19 protein-coding genes are annotated in these 15191 nt (G+C 58.3%); 6 read left to right on the forward strand and 13 right to left on the reverse strand.

Features of this window, described 5'->3' with window-relative positions:
• Positions 1 to 2 precede the first annotated feature (2 nt).
• From fliP to fliF, 4 genes are read right to left on the reverse strand one after another with little or no spacing between them, the layout of a single operon-like run.
• Positions 3 to 839, reverse strand: coding sequence for a flagellar type III secretion system pore protein FliP (fliP, locus tag AADJ11_RS02670; protein WP_341233010.1), 837 nt, complete (start codon positions 837 to 839; stop codon positions 3 to 5).
• The gene (locus AADJ11_RS02675; RefSeq protein ID WP_341233011.1) at positions 826 to 1269 is read right to left on the reverse strand and encodes a FliM/FliN family flagellar motor switch protein; all 444 of its coding nucleotides are present in this window, start codon (positions 1267 to 1269) and stop codon (positions 826 to 828) included. Before AADJ11_RS02675 ends, fliP begins: the two co-directional genes overlap by 14 nt.
• Positions 1256 to 1918, reverse strand: coding sequence for a FliH/SctL family protein (locus tag AADJ11_RS02680; protein ID WP_341233012.1), 663 nt, complete (start codon positions 1916 to 1918; stop codon positions 1256 to 1258). Before AADJ11_RS02680 ends, AADJ11_RS02675 begins: the two co-directional genes overlap by 14 nt.
• On the reverse strand, positions 1915 to 3600 hold the full coding sequence (fliF, locus tag AADJ11_RS02685) for a flagellar basal-body MS-ring/collar protein FliF (RefSeq protein ID WP_341233013.1): 1686 nt from the start codon (positions 3598 to 3600) through the stop codon (positions 1915 to 1917). The genes AADJ11_RS02680 and fliF overlap by 4 nt, the downstream gene beginning before the upstream one ends.
• A 181-nt stretch (positions 3601 to 3781) precedes the next feature.
• Here fliF and AADJ11_RS02690 point away from each other — a divergent pair, with 181 nt between their 5' ends.
• Genes AADJ11_RS02690 through AADJ11_RS02705 form a run of 4 tightly spaced genes read left to right on the forward strand, consistent with a single transcriptional unit; the run spans position 3782 to position 6267 of the window.
• Entirely contained in the window at positions 3782 to 4336 is a 555-nt protein-coding gene (locus tag AADJ11_RS02690) for a flagellar basal body-associated FliL family protein (protein ID WP_341233014.1), read from the forward strand.
• 2 nt (positions 4337 to 4338) lie between these two features.
• Positions 4339 to 5280 carry a FliM/FliN family flagellar motor switch protein gene (locus tag AADJ11_RS02695; RefSeq protein WP_341233654.1) on the forward strand — a complete coding sequence of 314 codons (942 nt, stop codon included), beginning with the start codon at positions 4339 to 4341 and terminating at the stop codon, positions 5278 to 5280.
• Positions 5261 to 5641: a flagellar motor switch protein gene (locus AADJ11_RS02700; RefSeq protein WP_341233015.1), complete on the forward strand. Its 381-nt coding sequence runs from the start codon at positions 5261 to 5263 to the stop codon at positions 5639 to 5641. Before AADJ11_RS02695 ends, AADJ11_RS02700 begins: the two co-directional genes overlap by 20 nt.
• Positions 5638 to 6267 (forward strand): hypothetical protein, encoded by a 630-nt coding sequence (locus AADJ11_RS02705; protein WP_341233016.1) that lies wholly within the window; start codon positions 5638 to 5640, stop codon positions 6265 to 6267. Before AADJ11_RS02700 ends, AADJ11_RS02705 begins: the two co-directional genes overlap by 4 nt.
• Positions 6268 to 6270: 3 nt before the next feature.
• Here AADJ11_RS02705 and AADJ11_RS02710 read toward each other — a convergent pair whose 3' ends face one another.
• Genes AADJ11_RS02710 through flgB form a run of 8 tightly spaced genes read right to left on the reverse strand, consistent with a single transcriptional unit; the run spans position 6271 to position 12492 of the window.
• Entirely contained in the window at positions 6271 to 7389 is a 1119-nt protein-coding gene (locus tag AADJ11_RS02710) for a flagellar type III secretion system protein FlhB (protein ID WP_341233017.1), read from the reverse strand.
• Positions 7390 to 8148: a flagellar biosynthetic protein FliR gene (locus tag AADJ11_RS02715; protein ID WP_341233018.1), complete on the reverse strand. Its 759-nt coding sequence runs from the start codon at positions 8146 to 8148 to the stop codon at positions 7390 to 7392.
• Between the two features lie 3 nt (positions 8149 to 8151).
• Positions 8152 to 10236 carry a flagellar biosynthesis protein FlhA gene (gene flhA, locus AADJ11_RS02720; RefSeq protein WP_341233019.1) on the reverse strand — a complete coding sequence of 695 codons (2085 nt, stop codon included), beginning with the start codon at positions 10234 to 10236 and terminating at the stop codon, positions 8152 to 8154.
• Positions 10233 to 11063 carry a lytic transglycosylase domain-containing protein gene (locus AADJ11_RS02725; RefSeq protein WP_341233020.1) on the reverse strand — a complete coding sequence of 277 codons (831 nt, stop codon included), beginning with the start codon at positions 11061 to 11063 and terminating at the stop codon, positions 10233 to 10235. Before AADJ11_RS02725 ends, flhA begins: the two co-directional genes overlap by 4 nt.
• The gene (locus AADJ11_RS02730) at positions 11060 to 11329 is read right to left on the reverse strand and encodes a flagellar biosynthetic protein FliQ (protein WP_341233021.1); all 270 of its coding nucleotides are present in this window, start codon (positions 11327 to 11329) and stop codon (positions 11060 to 11062) included. The genes AADJ11_RS02725 and AADJ11_RS02730 overlap by 4 nt, the downstream gene beginning before the upstream one ends.
• Positions 11330 to 11332: 3 nt before the next feature.
• Entirely contained in the window at positions 11333 to 11659 is a 327-nt protein-coding gene (locus AADJ11_RS02735) for a flagellar hook-basal body complex protein FliE (protein ID WP_341233022.1), read from the reverse strand.
• Positions 11660 to 11666: 7 nt separating this feature from the next.
• Positions 11667 to 12077, reverse strand: coding sequence for a flagellar basal body rod protein FlgC (gene flgC / locus AADJ11_RS02740; RefSeq protein ID WP_341233023.1), 411 nt, complete (start codon positions 12075 to 12077; stop codon positions 11667 to 11669).
• 10 nt (positions 12078 to 12087) lie between these two features.
• The gene (flgB, locus tag AADJ11_RS02745) at positions 12088 to 12492 is read right to left on the reverse strand and encodes a flagellar basal body rod protein FlgB (protein ID WP_341233024.1); all 405 of its coding nucleotides are present in this window, start codon (positions 12490 to 12492) and stop codon (positions 12088 to 12090) included.
• 68 nt (positions 12493 to 12560) lie between these two features.
• On the opposite strand from flgB, the gene AADJ11_RS02750 reads away from it, so the two are divergent.
• Together AADJ11_RS02750 and AADJ11_RS02755 are read left to right on the forward strand one after the other, a co-directional pair.
• On the forward strand, positions 12561 to 13904 hold the full coding sequence (locus AADJ11_RS02750; protein ID WP_341233025.1) for a FliI/YscN family ATPase: 1344 nt from the start codon (positions 12561 to 12563) through the stop codon (positions 13902 to 13904).
• 115 nt (positions 13905 to 14019) lie between these two features.
• Positions 14020 to 14649: a 4'-phosphopantetheinyl transferase superfamily protein gene (locus AADJ11_RS02755; RefSeq protein ID WP_341233026.1), complete on the forward strand. Its 630-nt coding sequence runs from the start codon at positions 14020 to 14022 to the stop codon at positions 14647 to 14649.
• Here the strand turns inward: AADJ11_RS02755 and AADJ11_RS02760 are convergent.
• Complete coding sequence (locus AADJ11_RS02760) at positions 14616 to 15179, reverse strand: sigma-70 family RNA polymerase sigma factor (RefSeq protein ID WP_341233027.1); 564 nt, start codon at positions 15177 to 15179, stop codon at positions 14616 to 14618. The two genes, AADJ11_RS02755 and AADJ11_RS02760, sit on opposite strands and share 34 nt — an antisense overlap.
• Positions 15180 to 15191: the final 12 nt, after the last annotated feature.

A 15191-nucleotide genomic window follows, 5' to 3' on the forward strand; every position in this document is an offset into this window, starting at 1 on the left:
GGTCATCCGCTGGCCAACGGTACGTAGCTTTCGATCAATGACCCGGCAAGCATGTACCAACCATCGATCAGCACAAAGAAAATCACCTTGAACGGCAACGAGATCAGAACAGGGGGCAGCATCATCATCCCCGCGCTCATCAGGACCGAGGCGACGATCAGATCAATCGCGACGAAAGGCAGGTAAATCAGAAATCCGATGGTAAACGCCCGGCGCAGTTCGGATATCATGAAGGCCGGTACAAGATGGCGAAAGGTGGCTTCGTCGGCGCTGGCGGGCAGCGGTGTTTCTGCGGCCTCTTCATCTGTTTTCGAGACGTTCAGAAACAGGGCGTAATCCTCGGGCCGCGTGTTAACGAACATAAACGCGCGGAACGGGTCCGCGATCCGCTCGATCGCCTGTTCTTCGGCCAATGTGTTGTTCAACAGGGGAACAACCCCGCCTTCATACGCGTCCTCAAACACCGGCTGCATAACAAAAAAGGTCATAAACAACGCAAGCGAGGTCAGCACGATATTGGGCGGCGTCTGGTTCAACCCGAGGGCCGAGCGGAGCATCGACAGAACGATCACAAAGCGGGTAAAGCTGGTCATCACCACCAACAGGCCCGGCGCGATACTAAGAACCGTAATCAGGGCGATGAACTGTACGATACGACCGGACAGATTGGCATTGTCGTCACTGCCGGGGGCCGCATTGCCAACCACATCGGACAATGTGCCCAAAAAGCCGCCATCCTGCGCTGCTGCTATGCCGGTCGTGGCAAACAGCAACAGCCCGGCCAGCAAAAGCTGGCCCGGCACATAGCGAAGCAGATGATGGTTATTAGTCAGGGACATAGTCCTTGACGATCTGGGTCAAAGACACGCCCAGACGGTCTTCTCCGACTTTGACAAGGTCACCGCGTGCGACCAACCGGTCACTGACCATCAAATCGACGGGCGCGCCGATCTTGCGGTTCAGTTCCACAATCGACCCGCGCGTCAGCTCTAGCAGCCGCGAAATCGGCATGCGCGCTTGTCCCAGCACGACCTGCACATCCAGCCCGACGTTCAGCATCGCGTTTATCCCCGCCCCGCCTTTTTCAAGGCGCGCAGCGTCAAGACCGTCTTGGGTCGGGTCGTCTTGATCCAGGTTCGGGAATACGGTTCTCTTGTCTTGATCCGGGTCAACCGGCTGGCCAAGCGCATCGGCAAGCGGCGACGACGCTTGGGGTTGTGCATCGGCGTCCGCGTTGGTTTTAGGGTTTTGCAAGTCAGGCTTGTCCATGTCCGTCCTTTTCCTTTTGAGCGTTTATCGCCCGTTGATGAGTGTCGCGCAGTTCGACCAAAAGCCGATCGCAGATCTTCTGGAAGCCGTAATCAAGGTTGCCGTGATCCCATTCCATCCGCGCATCACCAGCGTGCAGTTCCGGATCGGCCTGAAGCTCAAGCGCATGATCGCAGTGATGTTGCACGGCCTGCATCCGCAGTTCGGGGCCGATCTCGGCCAGAGTTGCGGGCGACAGGCGCACCCGAATGCGGCTTGATCCGATGGCCATCTTCAATGACTGCGTCGCGGTTTTTCTGACCCGTTCGGCAGACATGCGTTCGATGATCTCGGGAAAGATAATCTCGCAGGTCTGAAGCGTGAACCCGACCACCTGAGCGACCAGCGCCTCGTGCCGTTGTTCGGCGGCGATGGCAAGGCGCGCCAGCTCTTGGCCCAGGGTTTCGACCATTTCGGTCTGCGCCTTTTCCATTGTCTTGGCCATTTCGGCGCGCCCTGCGTCGGCACCGGTCAAATACCCCTCGATATGACCCTGTTTGTGGGCCTTTGCGATCCGTGCTTCGATCTCTTCGTTGGTGGCAGCGTGATGATCATCGGGCGATGTGGTGCCATCGTCGTCAAAATTGCGCAGGTTCAGTCTGGTAATCATTTATCGTCCCTTTCCGCCAGCCATTCGCCCAGTACACGCAAGGCGTCTTCCGAGTTGTTCTCGGCCAAGGCGGCGACGGCTTTGATCTGGCTGTGACGTACTGCGCCTTGCACCGACGCGAGCTGCACCATTTCGCGGGGCACTTCATCGTCGGGGCCAAGCAGCGTTCCGGTTTGTCCGGTAGGCGGTGTTGCCAGTTGCGGTGCGGCGGTTTGATTTGGCAACGCGCGCTGTTTAGGCTCTGGCCCGGTCAGCAGCGCGGCATTCGGGCCAACGCCCGCCAACGACGGGGTAAGCGTCGTGGCATCAAGGATCATGCGCAGGGGTTTGGCACCCAGCACCATGATGATGGCGACCAGCGCCAACCCGAATACAGCGCGCAGGATCGACATGGTGTTATCGGCCAGAATGGCCATGAAACCGCGCCCGATGGGGCTGTTGAAATCAGCATCGAAATCCAAAAACTGCAGGCTGTCCACTTGGACCTGATCGCCGCGCGTTTCGTCAAAGCCGATGGCGGTGCTGACCAATTGCCTTAAAAGCTGCATTTCTTCATCGGAACGCGCAATATATCCCTCGGTGCCGTCGGGCAGGGTTCCGTAGCTGCCATTCACCAAAACGGCGACAGACACCCGTTCGATATCTCCCGGTTCACGGACCACTTCGCTTTGGACCGAACCGATTTCATAATTGATGACTTCGTCGTTTTCACTGCGGGTTGATTGCCCGCCAGCGCCGGCCCCATCTTCGCGCAGCTCGTCGGGGATATTGTTGGCCACGTCTACGGTGCCCGCGGCAGGGTCCGTTTCGCTCGAGTTGCGAACACGGGTTTCAATCGAACGGGCGACCTGCTGATTGGGGTCAAAGCTGCGCGATACGCGGACCTCGCGTTCGGTGGTCAGGTCCACGCTGACCCGCACGCGGGTATTGCCGGGGCCGACACGGGCGTTCAGGATCGCCTCTACTTTTTGGGCCAGCTGTTCTTCGATCATGCCCCGTTGGCTTTGCAACGAGAAATCCGAACTGCCCCCGTCTTCCTTGGCAAGGATCGTCTCGCCCGAGGCGGACAGCACAGTCACGTCTTGGGCATCAAGATCGGCCACAGCCGAGGCCACCAGCGCTTGAATGGCCTGCGCCTGCCTGCGGGTCATGGTTGTGTTGGCCTGTGAGCGTACAATGACCGAGCCGCTGGCCTCGGGCCGCGACCGCGAGAAAGCAGCACGCTCCGGCAACACCAGATGCACCCGCGCGGCTGTGATGCCATTGATGGTTTGAATGGAGCGGGCCAATTCGCCCTCAAGCGCACGCAGCCGGTTCACCTTTTGCATAAAGGAGTTCATCCCCATGCCGGACATGTTGTCGAAGATTTCCCAGCCCGGCACGCCTTCGCCGGGCAATCCCGCATCGGCAAGGGCCATGCGTGCCCGTGCGATGTCGGTTTCCGCGACCGAAATTGTATCGCCATTGCGCGACAGATCGACGGAAAGCCCCGCTTGCTCAAGCGTTTGCATCATCTGCGACGCGGTGCCGGGGCTAAGCTGGCTGTAAAGCGGAACAAAGGCTGGCGCGAATATGGTGCGGGCACCGATGAACACAGCCGCGACGATGGCCAAGCCGATACCGCCTAACAGGGCCAGTCTCCGTGGGCCTAGATCTCTAAGGTTGTCGACAATCTGACGCACATGTCCTCGCTTGGCAGTAAGGCCTCCAAAGTCCTCGGGTGACCCGTAGGAGGCAAGTACATATAGATTTATACTTGATTATCGAATAAATAAACATGTTTCTGTTGCATTAAAACTTGTTTTGAGGTCTATCTATTCTTGTTCTCCATGTAATGTACAGGTCTTTATCAGAGCTATGAAAGTGAAAAAGACTCTTGTCATTGTCGCTGTAATTCTTCTTTGCATCCTTGCCGGGGTTGGCGGGGTCACGCTTGCCATCGGGTCGGACAAGGTGCTGGCGATGGTCGGTCTGGGCCAAGATGAAGCATCGGAAGAACAACATGATGACCACGGCGACGATCATGCGGAAGCAGGTAATGAGGACGACGGCCACGGGGACGATGGCCACGGCGAGGCGAAAGAGGCAGACGCGGGCGATATGCCGGTGATGCCGTTTCCTGAAATCATCGTTAACGTCACCGATACCAGCATAAACGGACGGCATTCGAGCCGGTTTCTAAAGCTGAACATGCTGATGGTGTATGATGACACCCGCGAGGGCGCTGACCGGCTGGTCGCCCGCGAGATTTACTTGCGCGATACGTTTCAGGATTTTCTGCGCCAGCTGCACGTCAGCGACCTGAAGGGCAGCCAGGGGTTGGCCCTGATTAAGACCGAACTGCTGCGCCGCGCGCGGGCTGTCGGGCATACCGAAGCCCCGGTTGAAATTCTCATTGCAGATATGGTGGTTCAGTGAGCATGACAGCAACCCGGCCGGACGAAACACTAGAAGAAACGATGATCCGCGAGGCGCGTGAAAGCTTTGAGCGGCTGCCCACACTAGAGATCATCATCGACCGGCTGCTTTTGGCGCTGGTGCCTGATTTGAAATCCTATTGCACCATCGCCCCCGAGATTGATCTGATCTCGCTTGATTACATGCCCTATGAGGACGCGATGGAAACGGTGACGACGCCGTCGCTGATTGCCATCGCATCGGCCGACCCTTGGGACAGTCAGGTGGCCTGCGTGATCGAACCGGATCTGTTGTTTTCGGTGCTTGAGATCATGCTGGGCGGGCGCAGGGCGTCGCCAAACGAATGGAAACCACGCGGGTTGACCGCGATTGAACAAAAGCTGGGGCGCCGTCTGGCCGAATTGTGCCTGAACGGTCTTAGTAGTTGTTTTGCCGAGATCAGCCCGGTCACCTTCAACACGCATACGCTGGAATCTAACCCAAGGTCAGTACTGCTGGCACCGCCATCCACGGCAACGTTGCGCGTCCGGATGTGCCTGAACTTTGAAGATCGCAACGGGCATATGACCCTGATCCTGCCCTATGGCGCGCTGGACGAGGTAAGCGCACAGTTGGCCCAGCCGTTTCTTGGGGGCCGCTCTGGTGCGGACAGCAGTTCGCGCCGTGAAATGAACACGCAAATATCCGGCACCAATGTAACGGTTACCGGCGTTCTGCGTGAACTAACTGTGCCGCTGCACGAGGTGTTGAACTGGGCACCGGGCGATATCATTGATCTGGGCATGACACAGGACACGCCGGTTGTGGGAATGGTGAACGCAAAGCCGATGTTCGAGGCTTCGTTCGGCCAGCGCAGCAATGGCGCATTGGCGCTGCGGGTTATTCATTCTTTGCTGCCAAAGAATAAGGAAGAGGGGATCGCGGATGCTTCCAGCTTTGATTGACGTCATTATCGTTGTGTTGCTGATCGGCACGCTGGTCTATGCCTATATACTGGATCGGCGCGTGCGCAATCTGATGCTGACCCTGCGCGAGATGGGGCCGATGGTTGGTGAATTTTCCAACGCGGTAGAGCAATCCACCAAATCGGTCGAAGACCTGCGAAGCCTGAGTACCGCCGCCCGCCGCGTAGAACCGCCGGTGAAAAAGACGCGCCAAGGCATGGTTGATCGGGAGCAAGTTAAAGAACCCGTAATGCCAGAGCCGGTTAAGGTAAGAAAACAGGTGCGGGGTCAAACCTCGGTCCCCGGGAAATCTGATCTGGTGCGCACGTTTTTTGACATCACCAAGGAACGCAAGGAATGAGCTGGCTTTCAGTGCCGAAAATGATCGTTTTGGGATTGGGCGTTACGGCAGTTTTGAAACTGACAGTCGGTCTGGTTCCGATGGCGGCGACTGCCGAAACAGCGGCCAGTAACGCACCCTTATCGCTCGACATTGACCCGACCTTGCCTGCCGAGCCCTATGATGTGACTGCACCGGGTGCCAACGGGATGTGCGAACCCAGTCATGTGATTGCCGAAGCCATCGCCGAAGAACGCGCCCTTCTGAATGATCAGCGTCAGGCCGTTTCAGATAGCGAGGCGCGTCTTGCCCTTGCACAGGAAAGCCTGAAGGCCGAACAGGTACGTCTTTCCAAAGTGCGGGACGAAATCGGTGTCCAGTTGCAGGTGATACAAGACGCCAACGCGCAGGACATGACCAAACTGGTCGAGCTTTACCGCAACATGAAGCCGCAGGTGGCGGCGGGCATCATGGATGAAATTGACGCTGAGACCGCAGTGCAGGTGATTAGTGCCATGCCGGAACGCGATGCGGCGCAGATTATGGGTGCCGTTAGTCTGGTCCGTGCACGGCTGATCACCAAGATCATCCTCGAGCGTTCCAAGCTGCCTGCCGACAGAAACCTTGAAGGGCTGCGCCTGCGCTAAATGCTAGTCCTCGCGCAGGCTTGACCCTTCTGGCGGCTTGCGCCGCACGTTCCGGCGCATGTCCATCACAAAGCCAATGATTTCCGCCACGGCCTGCCAATGTTCCATTGGAATGCGTTGATCGACCTCGACGGTGCTGTGCAATGCCCGCGCGAGGGCACGGTTTTCGATCATGGGGATATCATGTTCGCGCGCCAGTTCGCGGATACGATGCGCCATCACATCGGCACCTTTCGCAACACAGACCGGCACATCGTCTTGGCCCTGCTCGTATTTCAGCGCGACGGCGAAATGGGTCGGGTTGGTCAGAATAACGCTGGCGGTGGGGACAGCCTGCGCAATCCGCTGGCGGGCCCGTGCGCGGCGCAGATCGGCACGTCTTGCGCGAATATGCGGGTCGCCTTCGCTGTCTTTATGCTCATCGCGGACTTGTTTCAGGCTCATCATCTGCTTTTTCTTCCACTGGGCGCGTTTCCAAATGATGTCGGCCAGCGCAATCGGGACCAGAAACACTGTTGTAGCGATGAAAATCCAACGCACCTTGTGCAGCGTTGTTTCGGCAAGGCTTTCGGGCAACAGCCCTTGGGCCTGTCCCAGCTGTTGCGCGACGTCGATCACCGCCCAGATGGTGAGCGCCCCAATCACAAGAACCTTGGCGGTATTCTTGAGGAACTCCACGAAGGCATCGATTGAGAACAGCCGTTTGAACCCCGACAACGGGTTCAGTTTCGACAGCTTTGGTTTGATCCGTTCGACGGCGACAACGGTGTCGCCCTGCACCATGACCCCAAAAAGTGCTGCCATGACCATGATCGCTGCGATGGGGATCATCGCCATGCCCAGGGTGAACCCCAGCGTTTTCATAACATTACCCGCCTCGGCCACGCCTGTGTCGCCGGTGCCAATGACGGTGACGCCAGCGCCCAACAGGGGGCTTTGCAGCGCCTCAACCAGACGGCCGGTCGCCCCCGGCAATACAAAGGTCAGGATCATCAGCAGCGCAAAGACCACCATGGCGGTGCCGGTTTCACGCGAATGCGGCACGTCACCTTTCTTGCGCGCGTCGCGTAATTTCTTTTCCGTTGGCTCTTCGGTATTTGAACTTTTGTCTTCTTCCGACATCTATCTAAATCCGTAGGTTGCCAGCCATTCCGCAAAGGGTTCAAGGAACCCGCGCATCATGGTTGGAATTGCCAGCACCATCAACGCCAGACCTGCGGCGATCAACAACGGTTGCGCGATGAAAAAGACCTGAAGGCTGGCCATCATGCGGTTTGCCAGCCCCATGCCAACGTTCAGCACCAGCCCTGCCACATAAAACGGCCCGGCAATCGACAGGCCAAGATACAGACTGTACTGAACCGCCCGCGCATACTGGTCCATCAGATCAGCCAGCATAAAGCTGCCCGGCTTGAACACCTGATACGACATCAGCAGCGATTCAATAATGAGGTGATGCAGATCGGTGGCAAAGATCAATGCGGTGGCCCCGACCAACAGCATCGCCGCCATGCTGGTTGCCCCCTCAAACGCGCCGATATTGGGGGCAAGAGCATTGGCAAGCCCCGACATCAACGCAATCTGGTAACCCGCGAATTGCAGTGCTGACATCAAAGTGCGGGCAACCAGACCAATCCACAACCCGATTGTGATCTCTGCCCCAAAGATCAGCAGCAGCGCCGCCGGGCGATCTTCGCTGATGGGGCCCACGCCGGTGGCCGGATATAATGCGGCGCTTAGAATAAGCCCGAACAACAGCCGCTGCCGTACGGGCACCGTTTGTTCGGCAAAGCCCGGCATAAACAGCAAAGCCGCCCCAAGCCGTGCGAAAACCACAAAGTACCCCATCAGCGCGTCGGTGAGAAAGGCAGAGAGGTCCACTGCTCAAGCTCCGATGGTGGCGACCGTCCGCAACGACACCTTGCGGTGTATTTCGGCGTTGGAAATAACCGGTGTCATCGGACTGACCCGTTCCAGCATCGACCGCACATAGGTACGTGCCTCGGGGTTGACCATCAACGCGGGCCACGCGTCATCGCTGGCAAAGCGCTGGATTTGCTGGCGGGCTTGCAGCACGAATTCCTGCACCCGTTTTGGGGACATCACAAAGGTGCGGTCGTCGCCGACGACTTTCACCGCCTCGATAAACTCGGTCTCCCACGCGGGGGATAGGGTGATCACGGGCACAAAACCCTGATCGTCGGACAGCCCCTGGCAGATCTGGCTCGACAGGCGGCGGCGTACGGTTTCAAGGATCAAAGCGGGTTTGCTGGTTTGCCGCGTGGCTTCGGCCATGGCTTCGACGATCAGCGGCAGGTTGCGGATAGAGACCCGTTCTAACAGCAATGCCTGCAGCACTTGTTGCACCATGATCGCGGGTGACGGCACAGGCAGGTCCGTCACCAGTTTTTGATAACTGCGGTCCAACCCATCAATGGCTTCTTTTGCGCAGCCATAGGTCAGCAGCTCGGCCATGTTTTCCTTGACCACTTCGGTCAGGTGGGTGGTGATGACGCTTTCGGGGTCTACCACGGTAAAGCCGTTAGCCTCGGCTTGGCCAGCGACATTGTGATCAACCCAAAGCGCCTCAAGCCCGAATGTCGGTTCGCGGGTCTGTTCGCCGGGCAGGTGCAACGCGGCACCGTCAGGATTGATCACCATCATCTGATTGGCGCGAATATCGCCGCGGGCCACGTCGACGCCGTGGACCTGAAATGTGTAGCTGTTGATCGGTAGGGCAGGGTCATCTTTGATCCTGACCGACGGCATCGGAAAGCCGTATTCTTCGGAAAAATGTTTACGCAGCGATTTGATCTTGCTTGGCAGAACCGCATCAGGGCGGTTGGCCAGCCCGACCAATCCTTCGCCCATGACCAGACGCAATTCATCCAGCCGCATCGGGTTGGCATCCACATCGGGGGTCGCTTTTTGGTGCAGTTCCAGCGCTTCGACGCGGCTTTGTTCAATGGCGGCTTCTGCGGCGGTCCGTTGGATGAAATAACCCAGAACGCTCATCGCGGCGGCAAGAACGGCAAAAACCAACAGCGGAAAACCGGGCAATAGGCCGATGCCAAACAGCAGCATCGCGGCCATGTATAACGCCTTGGGAAAGCTTGATAGCTGATCAAGAACCACCTCGTTTGCCGCACCGCGTGTCCCGCCCTTGGTGACAATCAGGCCAGCAGCAAGCGACACGACAAGTGCGGGAATTTGGCTGACCAGCCCGTCGCCAATGGTAAGCGAGGTAAAGACGCTGGCCGCATCGCTTACTGACATGCCGCGTTGCAAAACGCCGATCAGAATGCCGCCAATAACGTTGATCAACGTAATGATAAGCCCGGCCACCGCGTCGCCGCGGACGAACTTTGACGCACCATCCATCGCACCGAAAAAGGCGCTTTCGTCTTCCAGTTCTTTACGGCGTTTGCGCGCCTCGTCTTCGTCGATCAGGCCTGCGCCCATATCGGCATCAATCGCCATCTGTTTGCCGGGCATCGCATCAAGTGAGAACCGCGCGGCGACCTCGGCGATACGGCCCGAACCTTTGGTGATGACGACAAAGTTGATCACGATAAGGATCGCAAAAATCACCACACCGATGACGAAATTATTCGCCACGATGAACTTGGAAAACCCTTGGATCACATCGCCAGCAGCATGCAAACCGGTGTGACCCTGACTAAGGATCAACCGCGTCGAGGCCACGTTAAGCGACAGCCGCAACATGGTCGTGACCAGCAGCAATGTGGGAAAGGAGTTGAACTGCAACGGCGACGGAATCCAAAGCGCGACCATAAAGATCAGCACGCTCAGCGAGAGCGACAGCGCCAACCCTAAATCCAACAGGATCGGGGGAAGCGGCAGAAACAGGACGGCCAATACCAGCGCCATCCCAAGGGCAAAGCCGATGTCTTTGTTGGCGCGCAGCATCGCAAGGCGCGGCAACGTGGAGGGAGGGGTGTCGCTCATCCGGTTGTCTCTGCGGTAATGATCGTGAACTGCGGCAAGATCGGTTGGATTTCCTGCGCCGAGTAAAGCGAGGTTCGCGCCGTTGCATCCCCGCCCAACTGAGCGCCCCATGTGCCCCGCGCTACAGTGGCGCTGCGGGCAGAGTTCTCGGGCGTTGCACGGCGCATGTCGCGATCTGGGATCGTGTCATTGGCGAGCGCGAGGAAGGCGGGCAAACCTGCGTTTGCAGCCGAAATGTTCTTTTTCAGCCGGCCGAGGTAGGCATCGCGGTATTCTGGTTCAAAAGAATGATACGCCCCTGCGGCCTGCATCCAATCGCCGGTGCGCTTGCGTAGCTGTTTCAGAAACCGAGCCGCATAATCGACATTTGTCCGCGGATCGAACCCTTGGTCCGCAGTGGCAAAGGCATCGGGATGCCAGCGCAGGTTAATCTGCATACAGCCCACGTCGATTGATTCCACGCCCGCACGCTGCCGCGATGTCACCCATTCAAGCGCTGCGGCGCGGGTGTCGAAAAGACGCCCCGTGCCAGCGGCGTTGACGGCAAAGGGCCAGACCGTGAAATGCCCGTTCCTGCGGGTGCCGGCCTCTTGCAGGCCAATGGCCAACAGCAGGTTGTCGGGAATGCCGTGACGGCTTTGCGCGGCCAGAATTTCGCGGATGCAAATGCCCATGTCGTCACCGCGCGCCGGATCGCTTGTGATGGTTGGTTCGGTCGCGGGTTTTTGCGTGGGCACATAGAACCGCGCCCAGCCTTCGGCCCCCGCCGCATTGCACAGCGACAGCCCCAGCACAGCAGTGCAGAGGAACGACCGCAGGCCTCTCATAGTCCGCCGCTTCCGATAAGATCGAAAACCGTGTCTGCCAGTGCTTTTAACGTGGCATACATGAATGGGGTCGCGGCCAGCAGCGTCACAAAAATCATCAAGATTTTGGGCACGAATGTCAGCGTCATTTCCTGAATCTGCGTCAATGCTTGAAAGAATGCGATCACAAGCCCGATGACCAGCGCAACACCCAGCACCGGGGCGGATGCCAAAAGCACGGCCAACACAGTGTCTGAGATTACCTCATAGGCTTGGACTTCTGTCATACCCTAGATCGGCATCCGCAAGATTTCCTGATACGCTTCGACAAAGCGGTCGCGCACAGAAACGGCCACTTTGACCGTCGATTCCATCGCCAGCATCGCTTCGACTACGTTTTGCGTGTCCGCCTCGCCGCGCAATCCGGCCTGCGCTGTTGCCTCGCCTGTGCGCACGGTTTCAAGCGCGGCTTCCGAGGCGCTGCGCACCATGTTGGAAAAGCTGTTGGCGCTGATCTCTTCGGCGGCACCTTCACCCTTTTGGCCCGTCAGCGATTGCGAGGACCGATAGGCACCGCGAACGGCGGCAGAGGAGATAAGGGAGGCGGGATCGCTCATTTTGATATCACTTCAGCAGGTCGAGCATTTGGCCACGCATCCGGCGACCGGCTTCGAACATGTTCATGTTGGCTTCATAGTTGCGCGACGCTTCGCGCATGTTTGCCATCTCGATGATCGGGTCGACATTCGACCGTTTCACATAGCCGGTTTCATCCGCTGCGGGGTGCGAGGGATCGAAATCGAGCCGGAAATCAGATTGGTCGCGCCCGATGCGCCCCACCTCGACCATGGACGCGCCATTGTTGCGGTCAACCAGCTCTGAGAAACTGATGGTCTTGCGGCGGAACGGGTCCGCGCCGGGTGTAGTGCCGGTGGATTCAGCATTGGCGACGTTTTCCGAAATAACCCGCAGGCGGGCTGTTTGCGCGGTCATGCCGCTGGCGGCGATACGGGCGATAGACTGAAGAGGATCCATTGGTTTTTCCTTACCTGCTTCCGGTGACTGCCATTGTCAGAAGGTCATAGCTCTTGCGGTAGAGCTGTGCGGCCATTCTGTACTGGTCACTGATATCCGCCGAACGGATTGCCTGATCTTCAAGGCTTACAGTGTTGCCATCCAGCGTTGCGGCCGTTGCCGAGGCATCGGTGACCTCGCGGATGCCCGAAGTGCTCACGGATCGGCCAGAAATGTGATTGGCGTGGGTTGTGACAAGCCCGGCATCGGTGGATGTGCGGTTTTCCAACATCGATTGAAAGGACGTCACGTCGCGCGCCTGAAAATTGGGCGTCGCCGAATTTGCGATATTTTCCGATGTTACCTGTTGCCGTGCAGCAAGCCATGTCATCCGGTCAGAAGCTAGGCCAAAGATAGAAAGATTAGACAAGTTCATTTTTATACTACCCCCTAGTTAATTCTTGTATAGTAAATAATAACCTTCTCTCATAGAGGAAATTATCCATGCAAACCATCTTTTCCGAGCTAACAAGCTTTGCGCGGAACGCCGGCGATGCCCAAATCACCGGCGAGGTGCGCGCGATCACGGGTATTACGCTGACGGCGGTCGGGCTGGAACGGGTACTTGGGATCGGGGATCGTTGCATTGTTTATGGTGCGGATCGGCCCGTTCACGCTGAAGTCGTGGGCCTAAGCGCGCAAGGGACCGAGCTGTTGCCCTTTGGGTCATGGCGCGGTGTGGCAGCGGGCGACCGTGTCGAGGTCGAGACCAGCGGCGATGTGATCCGCCCCGACGAAAGCTGGAAAGGTCGGGTGATCAATGCGTCAGCCAAGCCACTGGATCGCAAGGGCCATCTGCCCGAAGGCAACATGGCATATCCATTGCGCGGGTCGCCGCCCGGTGCATTTGATCGCAAGCGGATCGGGCCGAAACTGGCGACGCATGTGCGTGCGCTTGATATCTTTACGCCGCTATGCCGGGGTCAGCGGCTGGGCATCTTTGCCGGGTCGGGCGTGGGTAAATCAACCTTGATGGCGATGCTTGCCCGCCACACCGAATGCGATGTGGTGGTAATGGCGCTGGTCGGTGAACGGGGTCGCGAGGTGCAGGATTTCATCGCCTCTGATCTGGGGCCGGAGGGCATGAAAAAGGCCGTTCTGGTCGTGGCAACGGGGGACGAGCCGCCCCTCACACGGCGTCAGGCGGCGTGGACCGCGATGGCGGTGGCCGAATATTATCGCGATCAGGGGCAGCATGTGCTGCTGCTTATGGATAGCGTCACACGTTTCGCCATGGCGCAGCGCGAGATCGGCCTCGCCTCGCGCGAACCGCCAACGGCAAAGGGCTATCCGCCGACAGTGTTCTCCGAGCTGCCCCAGATGTTGGAGCGCGCGGGGCCGGGCCCCGAGGGCAAGGGCGATATCACAGCAATCTTTACGGTGCTGGTGGATGGTGACGACATGAACGACCCGATTGCTGATGCCGTACGCGGGATCACCGACGGGCATATCGTGCTGGACCGGCGCATCGCGGAAAAGGGGCGCTATCCCGCGATTGATCTGTTGTCGAGCGTGTCGCGGACCCTGCCTGACTGCCACAGCGAGCTGGAATATACGTTGCTCACTGCAGCGCATCGGGCGTTGGCGGCCCATGCCGATATGGAGGAGTTGATCCGCATCGGTGCCTACCGCAGCGGCAGCAATCTGGAACTGGACCGCGCGATTGCCTTTGCTGGCCCGTGCGAGGCTTTCCTGACACAGCGCAAGTCAGAGCAGACCACGCCCGACGTCTCGTTTTCATCCGTTGCGACGTTGCTGGACAATGCGGGCATCAGCCCGGACGGGTAAACCTAGGGTGGCCTTCACCTGAGTGGGCATTCGGGTCTTACGGGCTGGAGGAAACTGATCGTAGTCTCTATCTTGATCTGTGAATGCGGATGCAATTGGGGGCGGATCAAACGCGATGGAACATCACGCTCCAGAGTATTTTGAGTTGCAAGGTGCCCCGGTCGAAGCGGTGTTGGCCCTGTATGATCGGGGTGCCGACGGGCCCATACGCGCGGATATAATAAACGCAACGCAGCGCCGTCTTGGGGTGCCCGAAATACCCATCCCTTCAGGACCAGACGGCGCGCCCGTTTGGCCGCACACCCATCATGGAAGTTTGAGCCATTGGGGTCGCAAAACGGTATGTTTGCTGGCCAAGGGAAACGCATGGGATTGGGGCGTTGATATAGAAGGCCACGCGGATGCCGAGACGGTTCAGGCCATTTCGGATGAGGCAATGGACGCGAGCGAGCGCAGCATTCTGGCGCAGGCCGATGACAAGGGACGTTTCAGCGCCTTGGTGTTTTCTGGCAAAGAAAGCTTCTTTAAGGCGGCGTTCCCCTGCGTTGGCCGTGTGTTCGGGTTCGAAGTGCTGAGACTTGTATCGCCCCCTCGCTCTGGTCAGATGCAGTTTATTACCACTCTCCCGCTGGCACCGAGCCTGCCGCGCGGCACAAGGGTCACGGTCAACTTTGTTGATATTCAACACGCGGTCATCACCTGGACGGTGCTTCAGGCCTTTTCGCATAATTCGTTGGCCAAATAGGTCTGCGCGGCGTGAATAAGCGCGTGCACGCGGGCTGGCGATAACCCCATTTCCGATGCGATCTCATTCTGGCGGCGGGCTTTAAGCCGATGCTCTGTAAAAGCATGTTTCTGGGTCTCGGGAAGCGAGATAATAGCGCGGGCCAGTGCGGCAATTATTTCGCGTGAAACCAAAGACTGCTCTGCCGTTGGGCCGTTCGCGACCGGCTCTGGTGTGGTGTCATCCATCGATGTTTCATGGCCACCGCGACGCCAATGGTCCAAGGCCAAATTACGCACCATTCTGCGCAGCAATCCGCGCGGACTGGTGGGTTGGGCTGTGATGGCGCGGCTGGATAAACAGCGCAAAGCGGCGTCTTGCAGCACATCTTCGGCGCGGTCACGCGACCCAAGAATTCTTACGGCATCACATAGAAAAAGCTCTCGCTCTTGCATGAGATGGTCGATCAGCTTGTGACGCGTGGCAATGCAAGCAGGTGCATTCGGAGACAAATTTGCGGATAAAGGCGCAGAATTCCGTATCTCAGACATGACGTATCCCGA

The sequence above is a fragment of the uncultured Sulfitobacter sp. genome, assembly GCF_964021855.1.
Taxonomy (GTDB): domain Bacteria; phylum Pseudomonadota; class Alphaproteobacteria; order Rhodobacterales; family Rhodobacteraceae; genus Sulfitobacter.

Coding starts and splice junctions, on each gene's coding strand:
- AADJ11_RS02760 (WP_341233027.1), bottom strand. CDS start 15,179: ATGTCTGAGATACGGAATTCTGCGCCTTTATCCGCAAATTTGTCTCCG.
- AADJ11_RS02735 (WP_341233022.1), bottom strand. CDS start 11,659: ATGAGCGATCCCGCCTCCCTTATCTCCTCTGCCGCCGTTCGCGGTGCC.
- AADJ11_RS02725 (WP_341233020.1), bottom strand. CDS start 11,063: ATGAGAGGCCTGCGGTCGTTCCTCTGCACTGCTGTGCTGGGGCTGTCG.
- flgC (WP_341233023.1), bottom strand. CDS start 12,077: ATGGATCCTCTTCAGTCTATCGCCCGTATCGCCGCCAGCGGCATGACC.
- AADJ11_RS02700 (WP_341233015.1), top strand. CDS start 5,261: ATGCTTCCAGCTTTGATTGACGTCATTATCGTTGTGTTGCTGATCGGC.
- flgB (WP_341233024.1), bottom strand. CDS start 12,492: ATGAACTTGTCTAATCTTTCTATCTTTGGCCTAGCTTCTGACCGGATG.
- AADJ11_RS02755 (WP_341233026.1), top strand. CDS start 14,020: ATGGAACATCACGCTCCAGAGTATTTTGAGTTGCAAGGTGCCCCGGTC.
- AADJ11_RS02730 (WP_341233021.1), bottom strand. CDS start 11,329: ATGACAGAAGTCCAAGCCTATGAGGTAATCTCAGACACTGTGTTGGCC.
- AADJ11_RS02675 (WP_341233011.1), bottom strand. CDS start 1,269: ATGGACAAGCCTGACTTGCAAAACCCTAAAACCAACGCGGACGCCGAT.
- flhA (WP_341233019.1), bottom strand. CDS start 10,236: ATGAGCGACACCCCTCCCTCCACGTTGCCGCGCCTTGCGATGCTGCGC.
- AADJ11_RS02680 (WP_341233012.1), bottom strand. CDS start 1,918: ATGATTACCAGACTGAACCTGCGCAATTTTGACGACGATGGCACCACA.
- AADJ11_RS02695 (WP_341233654.1), top strand. CDS start 4,339: ATGACAGCAACCCGGCCGGACGAAACACTAGAAGAAACGATGATCCGC.
- AADJ11_RS02705 (WP_341233016.1), top strand. CDS start 5,638: ATGAGCTGGCTTTCAGTGCCGAAAATGATCGTTTTGGGATTGGGCGTT.
- AADJ11_RS02750 (WP_341233025.1), top strand. CDS start 12,561: ATGCAAACCATCTTTTCCGAGCTAACAAGCTTTGCGCGGAACGCCGGC.
- fliP (WP_341233010.1), bottom strand. CDS start 839: ATGTCCCTGACTAATAACCATCATCTGCTTCGCTATGTGCCGGGCCAG.
- AADJ11_RS02710 (WP_341233017.1), bottom strand. CDS start 7,389: ATGTCGGAAGAAGACAAAAGTTCAAATACCGAAGAGCCAACGGAAAAG.